Below are 23855 nucleotides of genomic sequence, written 5' to 3'. Positions count from 1 at the left end.
TGGGCGCGGCGAACTCGCCTGTGAACACGCCCTGGTCGCCGGCGAGGACGGCGTCGGCGTATCGCCGCCCGCCACGACCCCGTCCTCGCCTGTTCCACCGGCAGTTTCCGGCCCGCTGATCAGCCGGTTCACCGGCGGAGCCGAGGCGCGAGCACCGTGCGCACGACCTTGGCCACGTTGCTCGCGGCGGATCCGCCCTCTTCTTCGGGTTCCGGTTCCAGCACGCGCTGGATCTGCAGCAGCAGCTGGTTGGTCGACCGCCAGAGCGGGACGAACATGCCGGCCACCGGTCCGACGCCCTGGATCGGGCCGCCGGACAGCTCGGTGACCTTCTTGGCGATCGTGACCGTTGTCGGGTCCCGCAGGATCAGGTGCACCTCGTCGTCGACCAGCCGGATTTCCATTCTGCGCGCGGCGGTCTCCTCCGGGTTCGCGTCTGTGGTCGTCTCCGGATCCAGTTCGTCGATCTTGGCGGCGACCGTGTCCGGGTCGACCCCGAGTTCGCGCAGCACCCTGGCCGCCATGCTGTTCTCCGCCCGCAGCATCGCCTCGAGCAGGTGATGGCTGCCGACCGGTGCGCCACCGGCGAGCGCGCTGGCGGCGGACACGGTGTCCTCGGTGGCAGGTGTTCCGGTCGGCCATGGGCCGGCCGCGACGTCCTGTGATCCCTCCAGCGATGCCAGCACCGCGGTACGGATCTTGCCGATCGGATTGATCCGCTCGGCAAGGACCTTCGCGCCGACGCCGTCACTTTCCCTGACCAGGGCGAGCAGGATGTGTTCCGTTCCGATGTAGGTGTGGTGCAGGTGGAGCGCCTCGCGCAGGGCGAGGTCCAGCGTCTTCTTCGCGCTCGGCGCGAACGGGATATGGCCGCTCAGCTCCTGTGTGCCGGGCTTGACCACCGCGGCGATGTCGACCTGGGCCGTCTCCTTGTGGTACCCGAGCTGGTGCAGAACTTTCGCCGCCATGGTGTCCGGCGCGTCGAGCAGCCCCAACAGGATGTGCTCCGTGCCGATGTGGTTGTGCTTGAGCAGCCTCGCCTCCTCCTGAGCCGTGACGACCACCTTGCGGGCTTCCACCGTGAACCGTTCGAATGCCATGGTTCCATGCTCTCAACCATGTCAATACACTGTTATTGATAGGGTCACCATGGTGAAGGGAGGGTGTGATGGAGACACCGTCGGACTGGGAGGACCGGCTCGCGCGCTGGCAGAACGAGCTGGAGCTGTTCGAGCAGCTGGACGAGACACCCTGGGTCACGCTGGCCAAGGCGGCAGCCGAGACCGGCGTGTCCCGCTCGGCCCTGCGGTCCTGGTACCGCAACGGCGAGATCGAGTCCCGGCTGGTGGACGGCCCGAACGGGCCGCAGCGCCTGGTCCAGTTGGACGCGGTGATCGAGCGCGCCTCAGCGTCACCGCGCATCCAGCGCAGGGCGGAGCGGGAAGTCAGCCTGGAAGCCCAGGTCACCCTGCTACGGCACCGGGTTGACCGGCTTGAGCTGCGGCTGGCCGCACTGGAGCGGAAGTGACCGGCGCGAGCAGCGCCACGCCATCATCGGCCCGGAACGGGACCGCCGTCACCGGCCAGTGGGCGCCCTCACGACCTGTCAGGTGCCGTTTCGGGCTGGTGAGGTTGGTGTCGCGGAGGACCGGCCCGGCTCCGGCCCCACGACGGTTCCGCCGGGTTTCGCCAGGCCTGGATGAGCTGGGCCAGGCGGCGGGCCGGTGTCTCGCTGGGAATGAACAGAACGACCACTACCAGGACAAGAGCGCCTGCCGTGAGCCCTGCCATCGCCCAGGCTGACAGGCCTCCGCGCGCCATGGCCAAGACGAAAGCTGCCGCCGCCCCCAACACGCCGCCGAAGCGGGCCGCCATGCTCACCATCGTCGTTCCCGGCAGGCCGGGCGGCGCAGTGTCAGGGACAGCCTGGGTGTGCCGAGCAGGACTCGGAAGGTGAAACGAGTGCGGGTACGGCGCGTGGGGAGAGTGGACAGTTCGGCGTGCCATTCCTCCCTCCATCGGGCTCGCTGCGGGGTGGGGAGGAGCAGGGTGAGCATGCCCAGCAGGCGTGGGGTGACGGCGAACGCGGAGAATGTGGGTCGGAGGACGGCTGCGGAAAGGTCGTGCAGTTCACGGCCCATGTCGGTCAAGCCTGCCGCCCTAGCCAGCGGCGCGAGGACGTCTAGGGTTTCGCGGGCTTTGCGCTGCTGCGTGGCCGGGGACAGGAACGTGATGGTTCGCAGGTTGTGGAGCCGGTCGGCGAGGCGGATGGCCAGTACGGCCTGCTCCCGAGTCGGCGGGGCAGCCAGCCTTGTGGCTTCAAGATCGAGGCTGTTCGGTGGGATCGCACCGAGGTTGGCGGTGCGGACGGCCGACACCAGTTGGGCGATGTCCTGGCCGAACTGCTCGACCACACGGTTCGGCGGGCAGAGGGTGTCGTCGATGTCGTGCAGCAGAGCTGCGCAGACCACGGCTGGTGGCATGCCGAGGTCTGCGACGATGGCGGCGACGGCGAGGCAGTGGGTGATGAATGGGTCTCCGCTGCGGCGGGTTTGTCCCTCGTGCCAGCGGGTGGCCTCGTCGTGGGCGTGTTCTATGAGTGAGACGTCGGCGGCGGGGTGGTGAGCACGTACGACGGCCAGGATCCTGTCCAGGGATGGGGTGTTGCCGTGGCGCTTGCTCAGCCGGGGCGCTAACCGGTGCCGGGCCTTCATGGCGCTCCCCCGTCAGCGATGGGACGGGTTGCCGCCCAGCCGGGCAGGGGCTGTTTGCGTGCGCGGTAGGCCCTGGCGAGAGCACCCCGCGCCTGTTCTGCGCCGTCCTCGGTGATCTGGTAGAAGCGGCGGCGCGGGCGGCCGGCGGCTTCGTGGACTGTGGGGTCTTCCCAGGTGCTGTCCAGCCAGCCGGCTTGTTCCAGGCGGGCGAGGATGGGATAGATCGTGCCTGACGGCAGTCCCGCCAGTTCGCACAGCTCAAGGCCGTAGCGCTGTGTGGCGGGGTCTTCCAGCAAGGCCCGCAGGACCAGTTGGGTCTGCAGGGTCATACGCGGCATACCCATACTCGTACTCTACATAGCCTATATAAAGGCTGTCTAGAGAAAGCCGCATCGCGTCAACGCCTGACGGGTTCTCGGGGCAGCCGACAGGCACTCACACGCGGCGCCGCAGGGCGGCCCTCGTGAAAGGCGAAGCGGGTAGGGGGCCGTACGGGGCGCCCCGCGAAGGAATCCCGCACAACCGCCGAGGCCCGCAAGACCGCGGAAGCCCGCGCGGCGGCCCGGGTACGCAAGAGCCGCTGACGCCGGGCAGAGGGCGGTTCATCACCGCGGGCGAGCCGGGGTCTCCCCGAGGGCACGCCCCGCTACGGCGGCGGGCCCTCGGCAGCCCGCGCGAGCAACGGCGGCGGTTTCCGGTCGGCGATGGCCTCGCGGAGGCGGCGTTGAGCGGCGTTCAGGGCGCCTGCCGTCAGGAGTGCCTCCCTCAGGGCGCCCGCGACCGGAGGGACATCGAGTACCCGGGGCCGGGCCAGCGGTGCCTCGGTGGCCAGGCGGGCCGCGATGTGGTCCCGGAGCAGGACCTGGTCGTTCTGCAGCGTGCCGCCGCCGAGTACCACCGGGGTCGGGGTGCGCAGGAGGCGCAGTCGGCGCAGGAGGGCGGTCACCATGACGACGATCTCGTCGCCGAGGCGTTCCACGATGCCGCGTGCCACGGCGTCGCCGCCGGCCGCGGTGGCAAAGACCAAGGGTGCCAGGCCGTGCAGTGCGGTCACCGGTATGTCGCCGCTGCTGACGGCCAGCGCCACGGACTCCACGCTGTCCAGGCCGAAGTACCCGGCCAGTTCCTGCCGCAGCCGGGTCGCCGGTCCCCGTCCGTCGCCCGCTCGGACGGCGGCGCCCAGGCCCGCCCGGGCCACGGCGAGTCCGCCGCCCCAGTCCCCGGTGATGTCGCCGAGGGAGAGGAAGCGGGCCGAGCGGCCTCCCGGGTGGACCGCGGCCGCGTTGATACCGGCGCCTGAGACCACCGCCACTCCCCAGCCGTCCGGTGCGCCGGCCTGCAGGACGGCGAGTGTGTCGTTGCGTACGAGGGTCTGCTCGGCAACTCCCAGCCCGGTCAACTGCCGTAGTGCCAGCCGCTCCTGGGCCCGGCGGTCGACGTTGGCCAGGAAGTACGCGCCGACCGAGACCGCAGTGGTGTCGGGAAGGCCTGCCTGCGCGAGCGCGTCTCGGCCCAGGCGGGCGAGCCGCTCCGTGGTGGTCTCCATGCCCTCGGTGTGCGGGCGGGTGCCCGCGCCGCGCACCCAGGACAGCAGACGTCCCTCGGTGTCCGCGAGGATCAGGTCGGTCTTGGAGTTTCCTCCGTCGACGCCCACCACGAGGTCAGGCATCGGCGGCCTCGCTCGCGAAAAACCGGGGCAGATGGCGGCGGTTGGCCTCCAGCAGTGCGTCCAACAGTGCGTCTGCCCGCGCCCATTCGCGGACGAGCGGGTTGGTCATGAGGGCGCGCCGGGCTATCGTCCGGTCGCCCGTCAGGGCTGCCTCGACCGTCAGCGTCTCGTACGCGGTGACCGCCTGGACGAGCCCGAGCATCTCGGGCGGCAGGGGCTGCACGGGGACGGGGTGCGGTCCGGCGGTGTCGACGTGGGCGGGCACTTCGACCACGGCCTCGTCCGGCAGGCCGGAGAGGACGCCGCCGTTGCGTACGTTCACGTAGTGGTGGGCGCCGTCGCCGGTGAGCAGGCTGGTGACCAGGGCGGCCGCGGCCTCGCTGTAGTGGGCCCCGCCCCGTTGCTCCAGCAGGTCGGGTTTGCGGTCCAGGCCGGGGTCCGCGTACAGGGTGAGCAACTCCCTTTCGATGGCGAAGACTTGGTCGGCGCGGTGGGTTCCGTTCTGCTGGGCTTGGACCTCGTCGTCCGTGCAGTAGAAGTAGTGGAGGTAGTACGAGGGGATGGCGCCGAGGTCGCGCAGTGCCCCGGCGGGGATGCGGGTCTGGGCGGCGAGTTCGTCGAGTGTGTCGCCGCTGAGCAGTTCCGGCAGGCGCTCCACTCCGTCCACGGTGACCGAACGGATCCAGGACAGGTGGTTGAGGCCGGCGTGGCCGAGCCGTACGCGGTCGTGGGTGGTGCCGAGCCGGTCGGCCAGCTGCCGCTGGAACTTGATCGCCACGTTGCACAGGCCGATCGCGCGGTGCCCGGCGTCCAGCAGGGCGCGGGTGACGATGCCGACCGGGTTGGTGAAGTCGACGATCCAGGCGCCGGGTTGGGCGCGGCGGCGTACTTCGGCGGCGATGTCGAGCACCATCGGCACCGTGCGCAGGGCCTTGGCGAAACCGCCGGGGCCGGTGGTCTCCTGGCCGAGCAGGCCGAACCGGTTGGGCAGGGTCTCGTCGACCAGTCGGGCCGCTTGTCCGCCCACCCGGAGCTGGACGAGCACCGCGGCGGCTCCCTCCACCGCGTGGGTGAGGTCGGTCGTGGTGGTCAGGCGGCCGGGGAAGCCGTGCCGGGCGAGGATACGGCGGGACAGGCCGCCGATCACGGCAAGGCGCTCGGCGTCGATGTCGTGCAGGACGAGTTCGTCGACCGGCAGCACGTCGGCACGCCGGGCGAAGCCCTCGATCAGTTCGGGTGTGTAGGTACTGCCACCGCCGACAACAGTGATCTTCATTCTGCTCCCAGAAGTATGTGCGGGTGCGGGAGTTCAGCCCTTGACGCCGGTCAGCGCGATGCCCTCGACGAAGACCTTCTGGGCCAGGAAGAACAACACCAGGACGGGCAGCAGGAACATCAGCGAGGCCGCCATCTGGAGTTCGTAGGCGTTCTGGTGGCCGTTCTTGGCGAGCTGGCTGAGGGCCACCGCGAGGGTCTGGCCGGTGTCGCTGTTGCCGGTGTAGAGCAGCGGGTTGTAGAAGTCGTTCCACGCGTACAGGAACGCGAAAAGCCCCACGGCGGCGATCGCCGGTTTGGCCATGGGGATCAACACCCGGCACAGGATGCGCAGTTCGCCCGCGCCATCGACCCGGGCCGCCTCGGTGAACTCGTCGGGGATGGTGAGGAAGAACTGGCGCAGCAGGAAGATACTGAAGGCGTCGCCGAAGAAGGCCGGGACGATGAGCGGTTTGAGGGTGCCCACCCAGCCGATGTGGGCGTACATGACGTACAGGGGCAGGCTGGTGACCTGGGCCGGGATCATCATCGCGGCGAGGACGACCAGGAAGACGCCCTCGCGGCCGCGCCACCGGAGCCGGGCCAGCGCGTAGGCCACGGGAACTGAGGACACGACGACGCCGATCGTGGAGAGTCCGGCGTACAGCATGGTGTTCAGCAGGTCGCGGCCGAACGGCATGGCCGAGAAGACCTTGCGGAAGTTGCCGAACTCCCAGGGCGAGGGCCACAGCGAGCCGGTGCCGGCCTGGTGCTCGGTCATGAACGCGGTGAGCACGCCGATCGTCAGCGGCAGCAGGAAGCAGAGTGCGATGGCTACGGCGGGCGCGTGCTCCGCCAGGAGGTACAACAAGCGCCGCCCCACTCGGGATTGACGCTTCGTCACTTCGAGAGTGCTCATCGGCCACCGCCCGCGTGGTGCACGAAACGGCGCGAGAGGCGGATGAACACCACGGTCGCCGCGAAGATGACGAGGAACAGCAGCCAGGCCATGGCCGAGGCGTAGCCGGTCTTGAAGTACGAGAAGCCCTGCCGGTACAGCTCCGTGGAGTAGAACAGCAGCGACCCCGCGGGATAGCCGATCAGGTCGTTGCTGGAGGAGGTGGCGTTCGCGGAGCTGGAGGCGACGAACGCCTCGGTGAAGTACTGGAAGGTGTAGATCATCCCGGTGAGCAGGGCGAAGAAGATGACCGGGGAGATCGCCGGGAGGGTGACGCTGCGGAACTTCTGCAGCGCGCCCGCGCCGTCGAGTTCGGCGGCCTCGTACAGCTCGCGCGGTACGTCGAGCATGGCGGCGGAGAAGATGACCATCACGTTTCCACTGGCCCACAGCGCCATCATGACGAGGCTGGGCTTGGACCAGGCGGGATCGGAGAACCACCCGGGACCGTCCACGCCCACCCAGCCCAGCAGCCGGTTGAGCGGTCCGACCGGGTTGAGCAGCACGATGAACGACAGGGCCGCGGCCACAACCGGCACCATGGACGGCAGGAAGAACAGTGTGCGGTACACGGCCCTGCCGCGCTTGACGCGGATGATCACCCAGGCGGTGAGCATGGCCCAGCCGGTGCGCAGCGGCACCATGACGAGGACCATCCACAGCGTGTTGCGCACGGCCACCCAGAAGGTGTCGGACTGGGTGAACAGCGCGCGGTAGTTGCGCAGTCCGACGAACTGCACCGGCCGGTAGGAGCCGGCCTGGAAGTCGGTGAGCGAGTAGTAGAGCGTGGCCGCCACGGGGTACAGCACGAAGACGGCGAAACCGATGACGAACGGGGACAGGAAGCCGAGGACGACCCACCAGCGGGCCCTGCTCGGACGGCGCCGCCCGCCCCGGGCGGGGCGCGTTCGCGCCGAGCCCGGGGCCTCACCGACAGGGGCGAGAACGGTCGTCATCTCTACTGCCCGCTCTCGGAGTTGAGCGAGTCGATCTTCTTCCCGACCGTGGCCAGTCCGCCGGCCGCGTCCTTCACCTTGCCCTGCTCGTACTCGAGCAGGAACGCGCGCCAGGTGTCCATGTCCTCGATGCCCGCCGGGGTGAGCGTCTTGTAGGAGGAGTGCGGGTTCTCGAAGATGTCGACGAACGGCTTCCAGTGCGGGTCGTCCGCCTTGTCCCAGGCCTTGAGCGCGGCGAACGTGGAGGGGATGTTGTAGACGGTGTCGGCGAGGGTGTTCAGGAACGTGGTGTCGGTGGTGAGTTGCTGGAGCGCGAAGAACGCCTCCTGCTTGTGCTGCGAGCCCGCGGACAGGTAGGCGACGGTGCCCAGCGTGCTGCCCGCGCCGTAGGTTCCCGACGCTCCGTCCAGGACCGGCATCGGCACCACGCCGTAGTCGAAGTCCTTCTTGAAGGAGGCGATTTCGCCGATGTGCCACTCGCCGTCGAGCTCCATGGCGGCGGCGCCGGTCAGGAGCGGGTTGCCCGCGTCGTCGGCGTGCGGCTGGTAGCGGCCGACGAACTTCTGCACGTTCGCCGTGCCGTAGTAGTCGATGAGGTCCTTGTCCCAGGTGAGCAGCTGCTGCCACTTGGGGTCGGAGGCGAAGGTGGTTTTGCCGTCCTTGCCGTAGAAGTCGGTGTCGCTGTGCGCCCCGGTGAAGAGGTACCGGTTGACGTCGAAGTCGGAACGCGGGACGAAACCGAAGGTCTTGATGGAGCCGTCCGCGTTCTTCACGGTCAACTTTTTCGCGGCGGCGGTCAGTTCGGCGAGCGTCGTGGGCGGCTTGGTGATGCCGGCCGCGGTGAACATCTTCTTGTTGTAGTAGAGCGCGAAGGCGTCGGTCAGCAGCGGCAGCGCGCACTGCTTTCCCTGGTAGCGGGTGTAGGCCAGGGTCGCCGCCGGGAAGGTCTTGGCCGCGTCGGTCTTGGCCGAGGACAGATACGGGCCGAGGTCGGCGACCGTGCCGTTGTAGCAGAACTTCGCCACGTTGTCGGGCACGGAGCCGATGAACACGTCGGGCGGATCGCCCGCGGCGACCGCCTTGGCGTAGGCCGCGTCGTCCTTGTTGGGCACGAACTTCACGGTCAGCCATGGGTACTTGGTGTGCAGCCGGTTCAGTGTCGCCTTGAACGCCGCGACCTCGTTGGGAAGGTGGTTGAACGTCCAGACGGTGACGGTGGTGGCCTTGTGCGAGGCGCCCGGTGAGATGGCGGAGTCGGGCTGTGAGGAGTTGGGTCCGGCGGACGTACAGCCGGCCAGCAGCAGTGCGCCGGCAGCCGTGGCGGCTGCAGCCCCGGTGATACGTTTGAACACTGATCGTCCTTCCTCGGAGATGGCATTCCCTGGGTGACGGATCGGTCGACAGGTCGATCGGGCGCGGCAAACGTCCGGTGACCTCGGCGGCGACGCTGTCCGGCAAGACGGCGTCGCCGCGGTGTATCAGGACAACAGGTGGTTCAGGACAGAGACGACGGTGGCTCTGCCGCTGCGACGGGAGTGGTGGCGGCGGCGAAGGCGGCCTCCCTGGCCAGCTCCGCCGACATGGTCGTGGCTCCGGAGAGCACGGCTTCCTGGCCGAGGGCCGACGCGACGATGGGCGGCCGGAACGTGGAGAAGTCGGCCAGGTGGCGGGCGACCGGTTCCAGGAGCAGGTCGCCGTTGGCGCCGATGGCGCCGCCCAGCACGATGAGTGCCGGGTCGATGAGGGGTACGACGCAGGCCACCACGTAGGCGACGCTGCGGGCGGTGTCGTCCACGATCTCCAGCGCGCCGGGGTCGCCGGTGCGGGCGAGTTCGAAGACGGTGCGCGGGCTGCCGTCGCCGGTCAGTTGGCGCCGCTGGGCCTCGGCGCTGATGTAGCGCGCGCCCAGGTGTTCCTGCACGAGGTCCCGGCGCTGTCCGGCCGGCGCGACCATGCGGTCGCTGGGCAGATAGCCGGCCTCGCCGGCCACGCCCGTGGCGCCTCGCCGGACCCGGCCGTCCACCACCAGGCCGAGGCCGAGCCCGACCCCCAGGCTGACCAGGACGAAGTCGTCGGTGTTGGTGCCCAGTCCATGGGTGCGCTCGGCCAGTGCCGCGAGGTTCACGTCGTTCTCCAGGACGAGCGGTACCGGGATCGCGCGGCCGAGTGCCTCGCCGAGCCCCCGACCGGCGTCGGGCAACCCGGCGGCATACGACAGGTGGCGTCCGTCCGGGCCGACCGCGGCCGGCAGTCCGGCGACGACCTGGGTGATGTCCCGCAGCGATCGCCCTACCTGCCCGGCCAGGCCCTCGCACATGTCCAGGATCTGTCCGACGAGCGCGTCACCGCCCCGATGCCCCTGCTGCTCGGACTCGGCACGCCCCCGTACCCGGCCGGTGACGTCGGCGAGCGCGGCGCGGATCTTCCGGTGTCCGACATCCACGCCGATCGCGAAGGCGCAGTCGGCGTTCACCCCGTACTGCGCCGGTGCCGGACCCTTGCGGCCCGTCACCGGGCCCACCTCGGTGATCACTCCGCGCTCCAGCAGCAGCGCGACCGCGGCGGCCACGGTGGGCCGAGACAGCGTGATCCGGCCGGCCAGGTCAGTGGTCGTGACCGGGCCCGCCTCGTCGATCGCCTCCAGCACGGCACGGCCGTTGAGCGAGCGCAGCAAGCGCTGCGGGCCTGCTGGATAGCGGCGGGTCACGGTGTCCTCGTCTCGGCATCAAGTCTCTGTAAGAAAGAAAGTTGCTTATTTATACGCTCGCGCATGTCCTGAATCAACTGTCAGTGCACAAGGAATACGTGCGCGAAGGGTTCGTAGGGGCGACCGCGGCTGTGGCGGTGATGGCCGTGGCCCTCACCGCCGTACCCGCGTCCGCGGAGCCGAGAGTGGCAGCCGCCCACCACCGCGCGACGCGGCAGGCGATCTGGCCAAGGACAGGCGCGGGGTCTGGAAGGCCACTTCGGGTGTCGGCGATCTGGAAACCGGCGAGCCGCGCAGCGCCCGTGACCGGTACCGCGCGGGCAGCATCACTCTGATCTTGGCCAGTGCTCCGCCGTTTGCGGCGGGGGTGAAGGCCATCTCAGGGCTGCTGTGACCCGCGCTGTGTGCACGGGTCCCGCGGTGTTGTCCTCAGCCGGCGGGGCGTTGCTGGTTCTCGATGTACTGCTTGACGACGGTCAGGGGTGCCCCGCCGCAGGAGCCGGCGAAGTAGGAGCCGGACCAGAAGTGTCCGCCCCACAGGTAGCGGCGGACGTGGGCGTCGTACTCCTGGCGGAGCCTGCGGGAGGAGACGCCCTTGAGGCTGTTGACCAGCTTGGAGAGCTGGACCTTGGGCGGGTAGTGGACGAGGAGGTGGACGTGGTCCTGTTCGCCGTTGAACTGCTTCAGCTCGGCCTCGAAGTCCTGGCAGACCTCGCGCATGACCTCAGGCTCCAGAGTTTAGACAGAAGCAGCGCACGCAACCTCCACGAGGCCCCGAAAACTGGAACCGCGAGGTCCGCACCATCGAAAACCAGCCGCTGGGCTCCCGCTGGTAAAATGGGGTCACGCTTCGACACTGCTGGGGCCCGTACCGAAGGGGTACGGGCCCCGGCGCGTTCCGGGCGCCACATCAGAAAGGTTCCCCCATGAACGCGAAGCCGCCCGCCCCTGGACGCTCCCCTGCCGGCAGGCCCCAGCGGGCGACAGCGCCGCCCGGCGAGATCTCGACCCCGCAGACGGTGTCCCCTGGCCTGCCGCCGGCCGAGTCCTTCGACGCGCTCGGGCTTCCGCCGGAGGTGCTGAAGACGATGACCGGTCTCGGTGTGACGGAGCCTTTCCCGATCCAGGCGGCGACCCTGCCCAACGCCCTGGCCGGCCGCGATGTGCTGGGCCGTGCGCGGACCGGCTCCGGCAAGACGCTGGCTTTCGGGCTTGCCCTGATCGTCCGGACGGCAGGCCTGCGAGCGGAGTCGAAGCGGCCGCTCGCGCTCATCCTGGTGCCGACCCGGGAGCTCGCGCAGCAGGTGGGCGACGCGCTGACGCCGTATGCGCAGACGCTGAACGTGCGGCTGGCGACGGTGGTCGGCGGGCTGTCGATCAACCGGCAGCAGGCGTTGCTGCGGACCGGTGCCGAGGTGCTCATCGCGACGCCGGGGCGGCTGGCCGACCTGGTGTCGCGCCGGGACTGCCACCTGAACCAGGTGCGGATCACGGTGCTGGACGAGGCGGACCAGATGTGCGATCTGGGGTTTCTGCCGCAGGTCTCGGACATCCTGGACCAGGTCCGCGCCGACGGACAGCGGCTTCTGTTCTCCGCCACGCTCGACCGCAACGTCGACGAGCTGGTGCGCGGCTACCTTCACGACCCGGTTCTCGCATCGGTCGACCAGGTCGCGGGCTCGGTCACCACGATGGAACACCACCTCCTGAACATTCACGCCGCCGACAAATACGCCACCGCGACCGAGATCGCCGCACGGGACGGCCGGGTCCTGATGTTCCTGGACACCAAGGCCGGCGTGGACCAGTTCACCCGACACCTGCGGGCCAGCGGCATCCGGGCCGGCGCCCTGCACAGCGGGAAGTCGCAGCCGCAGCGCACGCACACGCTCGGCCAGTTCAAGGACGGAGAGATCACCGTCCTGGTGGCCACCAATGTCGCCGCACGCGGCATTCACATCGACACCCTCGACCTCGTCGTCAACGTCGACCCGCCTGCCGACGCCAAGGACTATCTGCACCGTGGCGGGCGCACGGCTCGCGCCGGGGAGTCCGGGACCGTGGTCACCCTGGTCACTCCCAACCAGCGGCGCGAGGTGAACCGGATGATGTCCGACGCCAAGATCAGGGCGACGGTCACACAGGTGCGCTCCGGCGAGGAGCAGCTGACCGCCATCACCGGGGCGAAACGCCCGCCTGCCGGGGTGAAGACCAGCAGCGGCAACGCCCCCTTCCGCGGACTCGGCAATCGTGCGGGGCGCCCCGCGAAGGAATCCCGCAAAACCGCCGAGGCCCGCAAGGCCGCGGAAGCCCGCGCGGCGGCCCGGGTGCGCAAGAGCCGCTGACACCAGGCAGACGGCGGTTCATCGCCACGGGCGAGCCGGGGTATCTCCTAGGGCACGCCCCGCTACGGCGGCGTGTCCTCGGCTGCCTGCGCGAGCAACGGCGGTGGTCTCCGGTCGGCGATGGCCTCGCGGAGGCGGCGTTGTGCGGCGTTCGGCGCGCCTGCGGTCAGGAGTGCTTCTCTCCGTGCGCCTGCGACCGGAGGCACATCGAGTACCCGGGGGCGGGCCAGCGGAATGTCGGTGGCCAGGCGGGCCGCGATGTGGTTTCCGGAGCAGTACCTGGTCGTTTTGGGTGCCGCCGCCGCCGAGTACCACCGGGGTCGGGGTGCACAGGAGGCGCAGTCGGCGCAGGAGGGCGGTCACCATGACGACGATCTCGTCGCCCAGGCGTTCCACGATGCCGCGTGCCACGGCGTGGGCCTGCCGCAGATCACGGCTCCGACGTCTCGGATTCGAGCGAGGCCCGGGTCGCCGCGCCGTAGACGCCCGCCTCGTCCTGGAGGATGAGGCGGGTGAGCTGGTAGCCGCGGACCGCGTTCTCGACCTCGCGGTCGTAGTCGCCGTCGGCGTCCCCGTCGTAGACGCCGATCTGCCGCATGCGCAGCTGGAGTTCGACGACCTCGGGCCCCTTGTCGCCGAGGCGGAGGACCGGGGCCGGTCCTTCCGACTCGCTCGGTGCGGGGGCCGCCGTGCCGGTGGCCCCGGACGGGGTCGCGGTGGGGACGCCGGGGCCGATCGGCGTGATCGCGCTTGTGGCCGGGGCCGTATCCGGTGAGGAGGCGGAGGGATCGGGCGACTGTGCCGAGGGTGCCGTCCGGGACGGGCTCGCTGACGACGGGCCGTTGCCGGACGACTCCTCTGGTACGCCCGCGCGCACGCCCCCGGTCACGGAGCCGTCGCGCGAAGGGCTCTTGTACGAGAAGAGTCCCCCGACGAATCCTCCCGTCACCACGACGGCCGCGGCAGCTCCCAGCCCGGTGGTGACCATCAGCCGCCGGCGCCGAGGGGCGTGGGCGCTGTCCGTCGGGGACTGTGTGGGCGGCTCGTCGGGGGGTGGAGGGGCGACGCCGCGCGGCTCGTCATCGATCTCAGCCGTGGGTGCGTCACCCGGGTTCGGTAAGGAGATGGGGTGTTGTGGCTGCTCGGCATCCTCCGAGGTGTCGTCGCCGACCTCCACGAACCGCCGTATGCGCACCGGGTCGAAGTCCTCCGCGGCCGCCGCCTCCGCCGTGCGTGTCTGGCGGTGGGCATCGGAGGCACGACGCGCGCAGGAACAGGCTGGAGTGCCGTCCGCCGTCCTGGACACACCGCACTCCGGGCAGACGGGGCCCGTCCCTTCACCCACGTGCGCATCCTCTCCATGCAGGCTCCAGAGTTTAGACAGAAGCAGCGCACGCAACCTCCACGAGGCCCCGAAAACTGGAACCGCGAGGTCCGCACCGTCGAAAACCGGCCGCTGCGCGGAGAGCCTCAACCCTGAACCTTGTCGCCCACACGACAGGAATCTAGACTCGCACCCAAACTGAAGTTGGTTCAGTTTTGCGATTCTTGTGGACTGGAGTGGACGGGATGGCGGGTTCCCTTGAGGGCAGGACCGCACTCATCACTGGCGCAGGCCAGGGCATCGGGCGGGCGATCGCCGTGGAGATGGCCCGCCAGGGGGCGTCGGCAGTGGCCGTCGCCGACCGGAACGGCGACACCGCGGCCGAGACGGCCGAGCTGGTGCGCGCCGCAGGGGCCAAGGCCGAGGCGATCGTGTGCGATCTGCGCGTCCGCGACGGCATCGAGGCCATGGTGACGCGGACGGTCGAGCGCTTCGACGGGCTCGATGTGCTGGTCAACAACGCCGGGGTGATCGAGACCGCGTTCACCACGGATCACAACCGCGGCGTCGACTCGCTCGCCGAGGAGGTCTGGGACGCCGTCTACGAGGTCAATCTCAAGGCCGTCTGGCTGACGATCAAGTTCGCGGCACCGTTCCTGCGCCGCTCCCCGCGCCACCCGGCGATCGTCAACACCGCCTCGGTCTCCGGTCTCGTCGGCTTCCCCAACTCCCCCGCCTACGGCGTCACCAAGGCCGGTGTCATCCATCTGACCAAGGTCACCGCCGTCGACCTGGCCCCGGTGCGCTGCAACTGCTTCTGTCCCGGCGTCATCGACACCCCGCTGGCGCAGGACTTCTTCGCCTCGGCGGAGGATCGCGAGGCGATGGAACGGGAGTTGGTGGCCCCGCAGTTGGTGGAGCGGATGGGCCGGCCGGAGGAGGTGGCGCAGCTCGCCTGCTTCCTGGCCTCGGACAGCGCGGCGTTCATCACGGGTTCCGCCTATGTGATCGACGGCGGCGCGCTGGCCTGGCGCGGGGTCAAGGGCTGAGGGCGGGGTGGGCGTGATGGAGGCGAGGCTGGCCGGCAAGGTGGCGCTGGTGACCGGCGCCACGGGAGGCATCGGCGACGCCGTCGTACGGCGGCTCGCGGCCGAGGGCGCCGCGGTGGTGGTGACCGACGTGGACGCGGAGCGCTGCGAGAAGCTCGCCGATGACGTCGGAGGTGGGGCCCTGGGGCTGGCCCTGGACGTCACCGACGAGTCGGCCTGGCGGGCGGTCGTCGACCACGTGATCGGCCAACTGGGCTCTCTGGACGTGCTGGTGAACAACGCCGGCATCGCCGCGATGGGCACCGTCGAGACGGAGACGAGGGAGACCTGGGACCAGGTCATCGGGGTCACCCAGACCGGGGTATGGCTCGGCATGAAGCACGCCGGCACGGCCATCGAGCGCTCCGGCGGCGGCTCCGTCGTCAACGTCGCGTCGATCTTCGGGACCGTTGGCGGCTTCGGCGCCCAGTTCTCGTACCACGCGGCCAAGGGAGCCGTACGCCTCATGACGAAGAACGCCGCGCTGCACTGGGCGAAGCGCGGCGTCCGGGTCAACTCCCTGCATCCCGGTTTCATCGAGACGCCCCGCTCCCGCGAACTGTGGCGCGGCACGCCCCGGTTGACCGCCATGGTCGAGGGCACTCCGCTCGGGCGCCTGGGTACGCCCGAGGAGGTCGCGGCGGCGGTGGCGTTTCTCGCCTCCGACGACGCGAGCTTCATGACCGGCTCGGAGTTGTACGTCGACGGAGGCTGGACGGCGCGCTAACCGGGGACGGCGGTGCCGTGGACGGCGGTGTAGTGGTCGACGCCGCCGTCCGAGCGCGTGTGCCGGGCCAGGCCGCGGGCCACCAGCACGTCCAGGTGGGCCGCGGTCTCGTTGACGGCGAGCATCTGGTTGAAGGCGTTCAGATCGGCGAAGGACACCTTGCGCCGCGTCCAACCCAACTCCCCCGCCACCGCATGGGCGTTGAGCGTGCGGTCGCCGAGGACCGCGAGGGTCTGGGCGAGCCGGTCGTCGTGATGGGCCAGCAGCTCACCGACCCGGGTGTGCACGCTGTCGCCGACCGGGCCGTGCGCGGGCAGCAGTCGGGCGTCCGCGAGGGTCGTCATCCGGCGCAGCGAGTCGAGATAGTCGCCCAACGGCAGTGCGGTCGCGCCGAGTTCGAAGCCGATGGACGGGGTGATGTGCGGCAGGACGTGGTCCCCGGAGAAGAGCAGCCCGCGCGCCTGGTCGAGGTAGACGACATGTCCCCGGGTGTGGCCTGGTGTCGGGATGACCCGCAACTGCGCCTCGCCGAACCGGAGTTCCTCCGCCTCCAGCCAGCGGTCGGGCGCCTCCCACACACTCGGGTCGAAGTCGCCGTGGTCCATCGCGGCCACCCGCTCGGCGAGTTCATGGGCTCCGGCCCTGCGCAGCGTCTCCAGCGACCCGGCGGGCTGAGTCGTGCTCAGTGATCCCAGCAGCTCCAGGCCGGGCCGTTCACCCGAGCCGAGGTAGACCCGCGAGCCGAGCAGTCGGCGCAGCTCGACGGCCTGGGTGTAGTGGTCGCGGTGGATGTGGGTGACCAGGATGTGGCTGATCTCGCCGAGGTCGTGGCCGAGGTCGGCGAGCGCGTCCTCCAGCGCCTTGCGGGACTCGGGGATCGACCACCCCCCGTCGACCAGGACCAGCCCCTCCGCCAGGCCTTCCAACGCGTAGACGTTGACGGCCCGTAGTCCGTCGTCCGGCAGCGGGAGCGGGATGCGGTGGACGCCGGGTCGTACGGTCTCGGCTCCTGCTTCCGCCCAGCGGCCGCGGTCGAAGCGGGGGGTGCGGGTCGTGGGGGTAGTCATGCATCTCCTTGCTGGTGCGGTTGCCTGGTCGGCTCCGAGGCGAGCCGGGCGTGCAGTTCGTGTGCGAGCCTGCGGGCTCCGGACCGGTCGAGTTTGCCGACCGTCGTCTGGGGCAACTCGCCGACGGTGAAGGCGAATTCGGGCCACTTGGCCTTGGAGAGACCGGTGCGGTCGAGGTGTTCGGTGACCTCGTCGAGACCGATGCCGTCGAGGCCGTTCTCGGTGACCACGAGCACGGCCGCCCGTTCGCCGAGCAGCGGGTCCGGAACGGGCACCACACACACCCGGGCGATGCCCGGGTGGGCGGCGACGGCACGTTCGATCTCGGTGATGTCGAGGTTGCGGCCGCCGCGGATGATGACGTCCTTCTCCCGGCCCATGATGGTGACCGTCCCGTCGTCGCCGGTCATCAGCAGGTCCCCGGTGGGGAAGAAGCCGTCCGGGGTGAGGGCGGGCGGCTCGACCTTGCCGTCGCGGGCGTAGCCCTGGAAGAGGGAGGGGCCGCGGACCTGGGCGCGGCCTGTCCGGCCGGGACCCAGGACGGTGCCGTCGGGGGCGAGGGCGCGCAGTTCGGTGCCGGGGAACGGACGTCCGTCCCGGTCCAGGCGGATCTCCTCGGGGTCGTCGGGCCGCGGCGAGGTGTGCCCGAGGCACTCGGACATGCCGAAGACCCGCAGGATCCGTGTGCCGAGGGAGCGTTCGGCGCGGGCGAGGGCGCCGCGGTCCATGGGGCCGCCGCCGACGGTGAGGGAGCGCACTCCTGCGAGGACGCGGGATCCGGCTGCCGCCGAGCCCATCTGGAGTGCCATGGTCGGCACGCACATGGTCCACCGGACGTCGTTCCCGGCCATCCGGGCGAGGGCTTCCTCGCGGTCCCACCGGCCGCTCAGGACGAGGGGTCCGCCGAGCATCAGGGCCATGCAGACGCCGAAGCAGTACGCGGCGGTCGAGGAGAGGGGCACGACGGCGGCCACCGCGTCGCCTTCGCGCAAGCCGTTGATGTCGGCGGTGCAGGTACAGGCGTAGCGCAGCGCGCTCTCGGACTGGACGACCCCTTTGGGCCGGCCGGTGGAGCCGGAGGTGAGGCCGATGAGCGAGCCTCCGGACCAGCGGGAGGCATCGCGCGGGCCATGGCCGGCGAGGACCGTCCAGCCGTCGAGAGCCTCGGCCGTGATGGCTGCGTCCGGCGCGCTCCGGCGTGCCTGCCACTCCTCGAACGCGGACGGTTCGGCGATGACGACGTCGGGGCGGATGTCCTCCAGGGCCGCGGAGAACTCGGCCTGCGTGGTGTGCCGGTTGACCAGTGCGAGGACACCGCCCGTCATCCCCACGGCGAGGGTCGCGGCGACGGTGCGCCAGCAGTTGTCGGCCTGCAGGAGGACGGTCCCGCCGGGCGTGCCGTCCGCTGTCATGGCGTCGGCCAGTTCGGCCGCCCGCTCCAGCAGGTCGCGCGCACTGTGCCGTCCGTAGTCGTCTACGACGGCTGTGAAGTCCGCTTTCTCGGCGCGTTCCTGGAACTCCCGCACTGTCTGTCGCATCCGCTGCTTCCTCGCCTCGTCGCGCGAAAGGTGGTGGTGCCTGCCTTGGGCGGGCGTGATCAGCCCGCGTACATCTCCATCTCGCCGCCCATGACGGCGATCCGCCGGCCCCGCATGTCCCCCACCTGCGCGACGGCGGCGGCCCACTCGGAGCTGTCCAGTGCCTTGCGCAGGTCCTCGGCGGTGTCGAAGCCCAGGACGGAGACGCCGTCCCAGCCTTCGGAGCGCGGTTCGAGGGCCGCGTCGATGTCGGTGTGCCGCCAGGACCTCAGTCCGGGCAGGGTGCGGGTGAGCTCGGCGTGGTCGCCGCGCCACCAGTCGATGAACCGCTCGTGCGTCCACTCGGGCGGGCGGGCGGCCAGCAGGACCAGGGTGTACATCGCGCCCTCCTCGGGCTTCTCAGGTGAACAGCACCGCGGGTGAACGGCCGATGAGCAGCCGTCGTACCCGGCCGGTGTCGTCGAGCCGGGCGCCGGCCACGAAGGTCGCCTCCGGTTCGCCGCAGCGGCGTACCTCGCCGAGGAACAGTTCGTCCCGGCCGACGGTGGACGCCGTGAGCAGGTGGTGCGTGCGGACGCCCACCTCGCGCTGGGCGAGGTAGCCCTCCATCTCGGCCCGGCCGCCCCGGAAGTCGGTCGCGCCGTCGCCCCCGGTGGAGAACAGGATGGAGAACTCGAAGTCGTCGCTGGTCAGGTCGAGGATCCGGTCGGCGTCGTCGCTGTCGAGGATCGCGAACCACCGGGTCAGGAACGGAGCGGTGGACGACGGGGCCGGCGCGGTCACGGCCGGTCCACCAGGTCGAATTCGGTGGTGAAGAAGGACTGGTAGCGGGCCATCAGCCCGCCGGGCGAGACCTGTACGGCGGACAGGAACGCCCCCGTGGTCACCCCCTGCTCGACCACGAAGCCGTACGCCGTCTCGACGTCACCGTCGACCGCGTACCGCTTGATCTCGTGCCTACGGTCCACCGCCTGGCGCCCGGCTATGTACGCGGCGAAGTCCGCGCGCGACTCCCCGCTGCGCTGACCGCCGGGCAGGGCGATGAGGAAACGGAAACCGGGCTCCACCAACTCCAGGGCCTTGTCCGGGTCCTGGCCGTCCATCCGGGCCATGTATTCGCGAAGCACCACTGCTGATCGCCCTCCCCACGAAACAAGCTGAGTTCAATTCAGTTTGACTGTAAGACGGTCGCCCCGCCCCCGACAAGAGGGCGGGGCGGAGGCTATTCGGCGACCATGCGCACCACGCATTCCTCGATCATCTCGCTGATCTCCGAAAGCGGGATCGCCCCGGTCGGGCGGTACCAGCGCCAGACACTGACGATCATGCCGAGAACGGCCAGGCCGAGGGTGTGCGCGTCGCGGACCGGGAAGGCGCCCTTCGCCATGCCGCGCATCAGCAGGCTCGTCCAGTCCCGCTCGACCATCTGCACCAGCTGGCGTGCGGCGACCCGCTCGGTCTCCTCGCGCTTGGACTTGCGCGGGTTGGCCAGCAGGGACATGTTGGCCTGCAGGATGCGCATCTGGTGGATCTCCTGCTCACTGACCGCGAAGGCAGAACGGACGGCCGCGCGCAACGCGTCCACCGGGTCCGACTTGTCCGCCGTGGCCTCGACGAACATGTCGTGGGAGCGCTGGAGTTCCAGACGCATGATGGTGAGCAGGCAGTGGGCCTTCGACTCGAAGTAGTGGTAGAGAGCGGTCTGCCCGATGCCGACGCGCTCGGCGACCTCGGACCACTTGGTGTTCTCGTAGCCGTCCTCGCCGAACCGCTCCACGGCGGCCACGAGGATGGCCGCCCGCTTCGACCTGGGCCCCTCTTCCGGATCCACGATCCGCGCCCTTGCCATCGTCTCTCCCTCTCCTCCACGACCGGATCCGATCACCGCCCGGTCGTCCGAGAGTAGACCCAAGTTCAGGTTGGCTTCGAGTCGAGGCGGCCGCGCCCTCATGGGCGACCTCGCTGTTCACCGGGCCACCGCTCGCGCGAAGTCCGGCCGCCGCTTGGCGAGGAACGCGGCCACGCCCTCCCTCCCCTCCGCGGACATCGCGGCCGCACCCAGCAGGCGAGCCTCCTCGTCGAGCTGTTCGTCCAGCCCGGCCGACAGCGCCCCGGCGACCAGGCGCCGCGTCACGCCGTAGGCCCCTGTGGCCCCGCGCGCCAGCACCCGCGCCGCGCCGGCGGCCTCCTCCTGGAGCCGCTCCGGCTCGACGACCCTGCTCACCAGCCCCATCTCCAGCGCCTCGACGGCGCAGATCCGGCGGTTGGTGAGCAGCAGGTCCATCGCCCGCTTGGGCCCGGCCAGCCGGGGCAGCAGCCAGCTGACCCCCGCGTCCGGCGAGTAGCCGATCCCCGTGTACGCCGCAGTGAAACCGGCGTCCGCGGCGGCGAAGCCGAGGTCGGCGGCGATGGCGAGCCCGAGTCCGGCCCCCGCCACAGCGCCCTGCACGGCTGCGACCAGCGGCGCGTCGAGGCCGGCGAAGATCCGCAGCGCCCCGTGCAGCGCGTGGGTGACGTCGGTCAGATGCCCGGCCAACTCCTCGCCGGACAGCCCGCCGAACTCACTCAGGTCGCCGCCCACACAGAACGACCGCCCCTGTCCGGTCAGCAGCACCGCTCGTACCCGCACCGCCTCGCACTCCCGCGCCGCGTCCAGCAGCCCCCTGGCCATCGCAAGGTCGATCGCGTTGCCCGAACCCCTGCACATCTCGACGTGGGCCACCCCGTCGCCGTCCACCTCGACGGTGACCCTCATCGCGCCGTCCACCCGCCGTCCACGGTGAGCACCTGGCCGGTGCAGTACGAGGACGCGTCCGAGGCCAGGTACAGCAACGCCCCGTCAAGCTCGCCCTGTTGACCGCCTCGCCCCAGCATCGTGCCGCGCCCCACCCAGCGTCGTGAGCGCTCGTCGGCGAACAGCCCCTCGGTCATCTCGGAGCGGAACCAGCCCGGGGCGAGGGCATTGACGCGTACCCCGGCCCTCCCCCACTGCCCGGCCAGCTCACGCGTCAGCCCGATGAGCCCGGCCTTGGAGGCGGCGTAGGCCGCACCCCCGAGCGGGGCGCCGGACACGAGCCCGAGAACCGAGGAGACGTTCACCACCGATCTCGTAAGGTCGCCACCGCACGGCGTCTCGGCCAGCAGCCGAGCCAGGTGGAACGGCGCCACCAGGTTCACGGCCAGCACATCCGAGAAGTCCCCGGGGCTCTCGTCCTGTGCCCGAACGGCTCCGGGCGCCGCCGCGTTGTTGACCAGGACGTCGAAGCGTCCGCTGTTCTCCAGGGCTGTCTCGACCAGCTGTTGCCGGTCCTCATCGCGTGACACGTCGCAGACGACCGGGTGGATGCGCGGCTCGCCGTCCGCCAGTTCCTTGAGCCGGTCCAGTCTGCGAGCCGCCGCGAACACGGTGGCGCCGGCCGCGGCGAGTACGGTCGCGAATCGGGCACCCAGCCCGGACGAGGCTCCGGTGACCACGGCCGTGCGGCCCTCCAGCGAGAACAGGTCGGCGACGGTCATCCGTCCACCCCGATCGGCAGCGCGGTCGCCCCGCCGTCCAGGACCAGCGTCTGCCCCGTCATCCACGACGACGCCTCGGAGGCGAGGAACACCGCCGCGTTCGCCACGTCCTCCACCGTTCCCAGCCTGCGCAGCGGCAGCTTCGCGGTCAGGACCGGCTCCCTCGGCTCCCACACGGCCCGCGCCAGCTCGGTCTTGATCAGACCGGGCGCGATCGCGTTGACCCTGGCATACGGACCGAGTTCGTAGGCGAGCTGCCGGGTCAAGTGGAGCATCGCCGCCTTGGTGGCGTTGTACCAGCCGATCTGCGGATCGACGACCAGCCCGCCGACGGAGGCGATGTTGACGACCGCTCCCCCGTGCTCCCGCATCCATGCCCGCCAGGCATACCGGGTCCAGACGACCATGCCGTACTGGTTGACCTGCACGGTCTTCTCGGCCCGCGGCGGGTCCAGGTCGAGGAGCGGGCCCATGTACGGGTTGGTGGCCGCGTTGTTGACCAGGACGTCGAGCCGCCCGAACCGGGCCATGCTCTCCTCGACACAGCGCTCGGCGTCCTCCGGCCGGCCCGCGTGGGCGACCACGTCGTACACCTCGCCGTCGCCCTTGACGCGCAGCAACTCCTCACGTGCGGCGGCCAGTCCGTCCGGCTTGCGGGCGGCGATCACCACATGGGCGCCCGCCTCCCTGTACGCCTTGGCTATGCCGAGGCCGATCCCCCGTGAGCCGCCGGTGATCACGGCCACCCGCTCGTCCAGCACCTGTCCGTTCACACCGACTCCTCGGGATACTTGGCGAGTTCACGCCGGGCGACGGTCCGCAGATGGACCTCGTCCGGCCCGTCCGCGATCCGCAGCGCCCGGGTGATCGCGTACAGCCGCGCCAGTACGGTGTCGTCGCTGACGCCGGCCGCCCCGTGCGCCTGGACCGCCCGGTCGACCACCCGGTGGGCCACCTCCAGTGCGGCCACCTTGATCGCGGCGACTTCGGTACGGGCGGCCGCGTTGCCCGAGGTGTCCATCAGCCAGGCCGACTTGAGGACCAGCAGCCGTAGTTGCTCGATCTCGATCCGGCTGCGGGCGATCCACTCGCGGACCACGCCCTGTTCGGCGAGCGCACCTCCGAATGCCCTGCGGGTCAGGGCACGGCGGCACATCAACTCCAGTGCGCGCTCGGCGAATCCGACCGCGCGCATGGCGTAGTGCATACGGCCGGGCCCAAGGCGCCCCTGAGCCAGGGCGAACCCCTCCCCCTCACCGCCCAGCAGCGCGGACACCGGCACGCGTACGTCCTCGAAGAGCACGTCGCCGTGGCCGCAGCGGTCGGTGTAGCCGAACGTCGGCAGGTCACGGAGGATCGTGATGCCCTGTGTCTCACGGGGGATCAGCAGCATGCTCTGCTGCCGATAGGTCGGCGCGTCGGGGTCGGTGACCCCCATCAGGATGATCAGCCGGCAGTCGGGATCGAGGATCCCGGACGTGTACCACTTATGGCCGTTGACGACGTACTCGTCGCCGTCCCGGGTGATCCGGGTACGGATGTTGCGCGCGTCGGAGCTGGCCACCTCGGGCTCGGTCATGGCGAAGCAGGACCGGATCTCGGCGGCCAGCAGGGGCCGTAGCCAGCGGTCCTGCTGTTCGTGCGTGCCGAAGAGGGTGAGCAGTTCCATGTTGCCGGTGTCGGGGGCCGAGCAGTTGAACACCTCGGGGCCGATGACGGAGCGTCCGGCCAGTTCGGCGAGCGGCGCGTATTCGAGGTTGGTGAGGCCCGCGCCCCAGTCGCCGTGTGCGAGGAAGAGGTTCCACAGGCCCTCGGCCCGCGCCTTCTCCTTCAACTCGCACATGATCGGTGGCAGTTGGTGTGGGTCGTCCGCCTCGGTGAGCTGGCGGTCGTAGACGGGCTCGGCGGGCAGGACGTACTCCTCCATGAACGCGGCCATGCGTGAACGGAGTTCGTCAGCCCTCGGTGAGAGTCCGAAATCCATGAGGCTCC

At 70.4% G+C, this 23855-nt stretch carries 24 protein-coding genes and 1 pseudogene; 4 read left to right on the top strand and 21 right to left on the bottom strand.

The window, feature by feature from the left end:
- Window positions 1-128 precede the first annotated feature (128 nt).
- Window positions 129-1100 carry a Clp protease N-terminal domain-containing protein gene (locus tag AC5DRG_RS50215; protein WP_491807050.1) on the bottom strand — a complete coding sequence of 324 codons (972 nt, stop codon included), beginning with the start codon at window positions 1098-1100 and terminating at the stop codon, window positions 129-131.
- Window positions 1101-1168: 68 nt separating this feature from the next.
- Between AC5DRG_RS50215 and AC5DRG_RS50210 the strand changes: the two genes are divergently transcribed.
- Window positions 1169-1528: an excisionase gene (locus AC5DRG_RS50210; RefSeq protein WP_491807048.1), complete on the top strand. Its 360-nt coding sequence runs from the start codon at window positions 1169-1171 to the stop codon at window positions 1526-1528.
- Between the two features lie 349 nt (window positions 1529-1877).
- Here the strand turns inward: AC5DRG_RS50210 and AC5DRG_RS50205 are convergent, their stop codons facing one another.
- The 9 genes and pseudogenes from AC5DRG_RS50205 to tnpA all read right to left on the bottom strand — a co-directional run.
- On the bottom strand, window positions 1878-2714 hold the full coding sequence (locus AC5DRG_RS50205) for an HD domain-containing protein (protein ID WP_491807047.1): 837 nt from the start codon (window positions 2712-2714) through the stop codon (window positions 1878-1880).
- On the bottom strand, window positions 2711-3058 hold the full coding sequence (locus AC5DRG_RS50200; protein ID WP_491807046.1) for a PadR family transcriptional regulator: 348 nt from the start codon (window positions 3056-3058) through the stop codon (window positions 2711-2713). The genes AC5DRG_RS50205 and AC5DRG_RS50200 overlap by 4 nt, the downstream gene beginning before the upstream one ends.
- A gap of 302 nt (window positions 3059-3360) precedes the next feature.
- Window positions 3361-4383 carry an N-acetylglucosamine kinase gene (locus tag AC5DRG_RS50195; protein ID WP_491807045.1) on the bottom strand — a complete coding sequence of 341 codons (1023 nt, stop codon included), beginning with the start codon at window positions 4381-4383 and terminating at the stop codon, window positions 3361-3363.
- The gene (locus AC5DRG_RS50190) at window positions 4376-5659 is read right to left on the bottom strand and encodes a 6-phospho-beta-glucosidase (protein ID WP_491807044.1); all 1284 of its coding nucleotides are present in this window, start codon (window positions 5657-5659) and stop codon (window positions 4376-4378) included. The genes AC5DRG_RS50195 and AC5DRG_RS50190 overlap by 8 nt, the downstream gene beginning before the upstream one ends.
- 33 nt (window positions 5660-5692) lie before the next feature.
- Window positions 5693-6508, bottom strand: coding sequence for a carbohydrate ABC transporter permease (locus AC5DRG_RS50185; RefSeq protein WP_491807043.1), 816 nt, complete (start codon window positions 6506-6508; stop codon window positions 5693-5695).
- Window positions 6509-6552: 44 nt separating this feature from the next.
- Window positions 6553-7551 carry a carbohydrate ABC transporter permease gene (locus AC5DRG_RS50180; RefSeq protein ID WP_491807042.1) on the bottom strand — a complete coding sequence of 333 codons (999 nt, stop codon included), beginning with the start codon at window positions 7549-7551 and terminating at the stop codon, window positions 6553-6555.
- Between the two features lie 2 nt (window positions 7552-7553).
- Window positions 7554-8903 carry an ABC transporter substrate-binding protein gene (locus AC5DRG_RS50175; protein ID WP_491807040.1) on the bottom strand — a complete coding sequence of 450 codons (1350 nt, stop codon included), beginning with the start codon at window positions 8901-8903 and terminating at the stop codon, window positions 7554-7556.
- Window positions 8904-9046: 143 nt separating this feature from the next.
- Window positions 9047-10258: an ROK family transcriptional regulator gene (locus AC5DRG_RS50170; RefSeq protein WP_491807039.1), complete on the bottom strand. Its 1212-nt coding sequence runs from the start codon at window positions 10256-10258 to the stop codon at window positions 9047-9049.
- A gap of 429 nt (window positions 10259-10687) precedes the next feature.
- Window positions 10688-10981: pseudogene (gene tnpA / locus AC5DRG_RS50165) on the bottom strand (IS200/IS605 family transposase); the annotation flags it as partial.
- A 203-nt stretch (window positions 10982-11184) separates the two neighbouring features.
- Here tnpA and AC5DRG_RS50160 point away from each other — a divergent pair.
- Entirely contained in the window at window positions 11185-12603 is a 1419-nt protein-coding gene (locus AC5DRG_RS50160; RefSeq protein ID WP_491807038.1) for a DEAD/DEAH box helicase, read from the top strand.
- A gap of 430 nt (window positions 12604-13033) precedes the next feature.
- On the opposite strand, the gene AC5DRG_RS50155 is transcribed toward AC5DRG_RS50160, so the two are convergent.
- Window positions 13034-13948: a peptidoglycan-binding domain-containing protein gene (locus AC5DRG_RS50155; protein WP_491807037.1), complete on the bottom strand. Its 915-nt coding sequence runs from the start codon at window positions 13946-13948 to the stop codon at window positions 13034-13036.
- Window positions 13949-14172: 224 nt separating this feature from the next.
- Between AC5DRG_RS50155 and AC5DRG_RS50150 the strand changes: the two genes are divergently transcribed.
- Entirely contained in the window at window positions 14173-14976 is an 804-nt protein-coding gene (locus tag AC5DRG_RS50150) for an SDR family NAD(P)-dependent oxidoreductase (RefSeq protein WP_491807036.1), read from the top strand.
- Window positions 14977-14992: 16 nt separating this feature from the next.
- Window positions 14993-15742 (top strand): SDR family NAD(P)-dependent oxidoreductase, encoded by a 750-nt coding sequence (locus AC5DRG_RS50145; RefSeq protein ID WP_491807035.1) that lies wholly within the window; start codon window positions 14993-14995, stop codon window positions 15740-15742.
- On the opposite strand, the gene AC5DRG_RS50140 is transcribed toward AC5DRG_RS50145, so the two are convergent.
- From AC5DRG_RS50140 to AC5DRG_RS50095, 10 genes are all read right to left on the bottom strand, one after another.
- A complete protein-coding gene (locus AC5DRG_RS50140; RefSeq protein ID WP_491807034.1) occupies window positions 15739-16809 on the bottom strand; it encodes an MBL fold metallo-hydrolase in 1071 nt (356 codons plus the stop codon). The genes AC5DRG_RS50145 and AC5DRG_RS50140 overlap by 4 nt on opposite strands.
- The gene (locus tag AC5DRG_RS50135; RefSeq protein WP_491807033.1) at window positions 16806-18347 is read right to left on the bottom strand and encodes a class I adenylate-forming enzyme family protein; all 1542 of its coding nucleotides are present in this window, start codon (window positions 18345-18347) and stop codon (window positions 16806-16808) included. The genes AC5DRG_RS50140 and AC5DRG_RS50135 overlap by 4 nt, the downstream gene beginning before the upstream one ends.
- Window positions 18348-18406: 59 nt before the next feature.
- On the bottom strand, window positions 18407-18727 hold the full coding sequence (locus AC5DRG_RS50130; protein ID WP_491807032.1) for an EthD family reductase: 321 nt from the start codon (window positions 18725-18727) through the stop codon (window positions 18407-18409).
- 19 nt (window positions 18728-18746) lie between these two features.
- Window positions 18747-19130: a nuclear transport factor 2 family protein gene (locus AC5DRG_RS50125; protein ID WP_491807031.1), complete on the bottom strand. Its 384-nt coding sequence runs from the start codon at window positions 19128-19130 to the stop codon at window positions 18747-18749.
- Window positions 19127-19477, bottom strand: a complete 351-nt coding sequence (locus AC5DRG_RS50120; protein ID WP_491807030.1) for a nuclear transport factor 2 family protein — start codon at window positions 19475-19477, stop codon at window positions 19127-19129. The genes AC5DRG_RS50125 and AC5DRG_RS50120 overlap by 4 nt, the downstream gene beginning before the upstream one ends.
- A 92-nt stretch (window positions 19478-19569) precedes the next feature.
- Window positions 19570-20196, bottom strand: coding sequence for a TetR/AcrR family transcriptional regulator (locus AC5DRG_RS50115; RefSeq protein WP_491807029.1), 627 nt, complete (start codon window positions 20194-20196; stop codon window positions 19570-19572).
- Window positions 20197-20313: 117 nt separating this feature from the next.
- Window positions 20314-21102 carry an enoyl-CoA hydratase-related protein gene (locus AC5DRG_RS50110; protein ID WP_491807028.1) on the bottom strand — a complete coding sequence of 263 codons (789 nt, stop codon included), beginning with the start codon at window positions 21100-21102 and terminating at the stop codon, window positions 20314-20316.
- Window positions 21099-21863: an SDR family NAD(P)-dependent oxidoreductase gene (locus tag AC5DRG_RS50105; RefSeq protein ID WP_491807026.1), complete on the bottom strand. Its 765-nt coding sequence runs from the start codon at window positions 21861-21863 to the stop codon at window positions 21099-21101. The genes AC5DRG_RS50110 and AC5DRG_RS50105 overlap by 4 nt, the downstream gene beginning before the upstream one ends.
- A complete protein-coding gene (locus tag AC5DRG_RS50100) occupies window positions 21860-22636 on the bottom strand; it encodes an SDR family oxidoreductase (RefSeq protein ID WP_491807025.1) in 777 nt (258 codons plus the stop codon). Before AC5DRG_RS50100 ends, AC5DRG_RS50105 begins: the two co-directional genes overlap by 4 nt.
- The gene (locus tag AC5DRG_RS50095; RefSeq protein ID WP_491807024.1) at window positions 22633-23847 is read right to left on the bottom strand and encodes an acyl-CoA dehydrogenase family protein; all 1215 of its coding nucleotides are present in this window, start codon (window positions 23845-23847) and stop codon (window positions 22633-22635) included. The genes AC5DRG_RS50100 and AC5DRG_RS50095 overlap by 4 nt, the downstream gene beginning before the upstream one ends.
- Window positions 23848-23855 lie beyond the last annotated feature (8 nt).

The organism is Streptomyces sp. JLBG701 (assembly GCF_058544905.1).
Note: the sequence above shows the minus strand (reverse complement) of the source record. Positions and strands in the feature narration are given on the sequence as shown.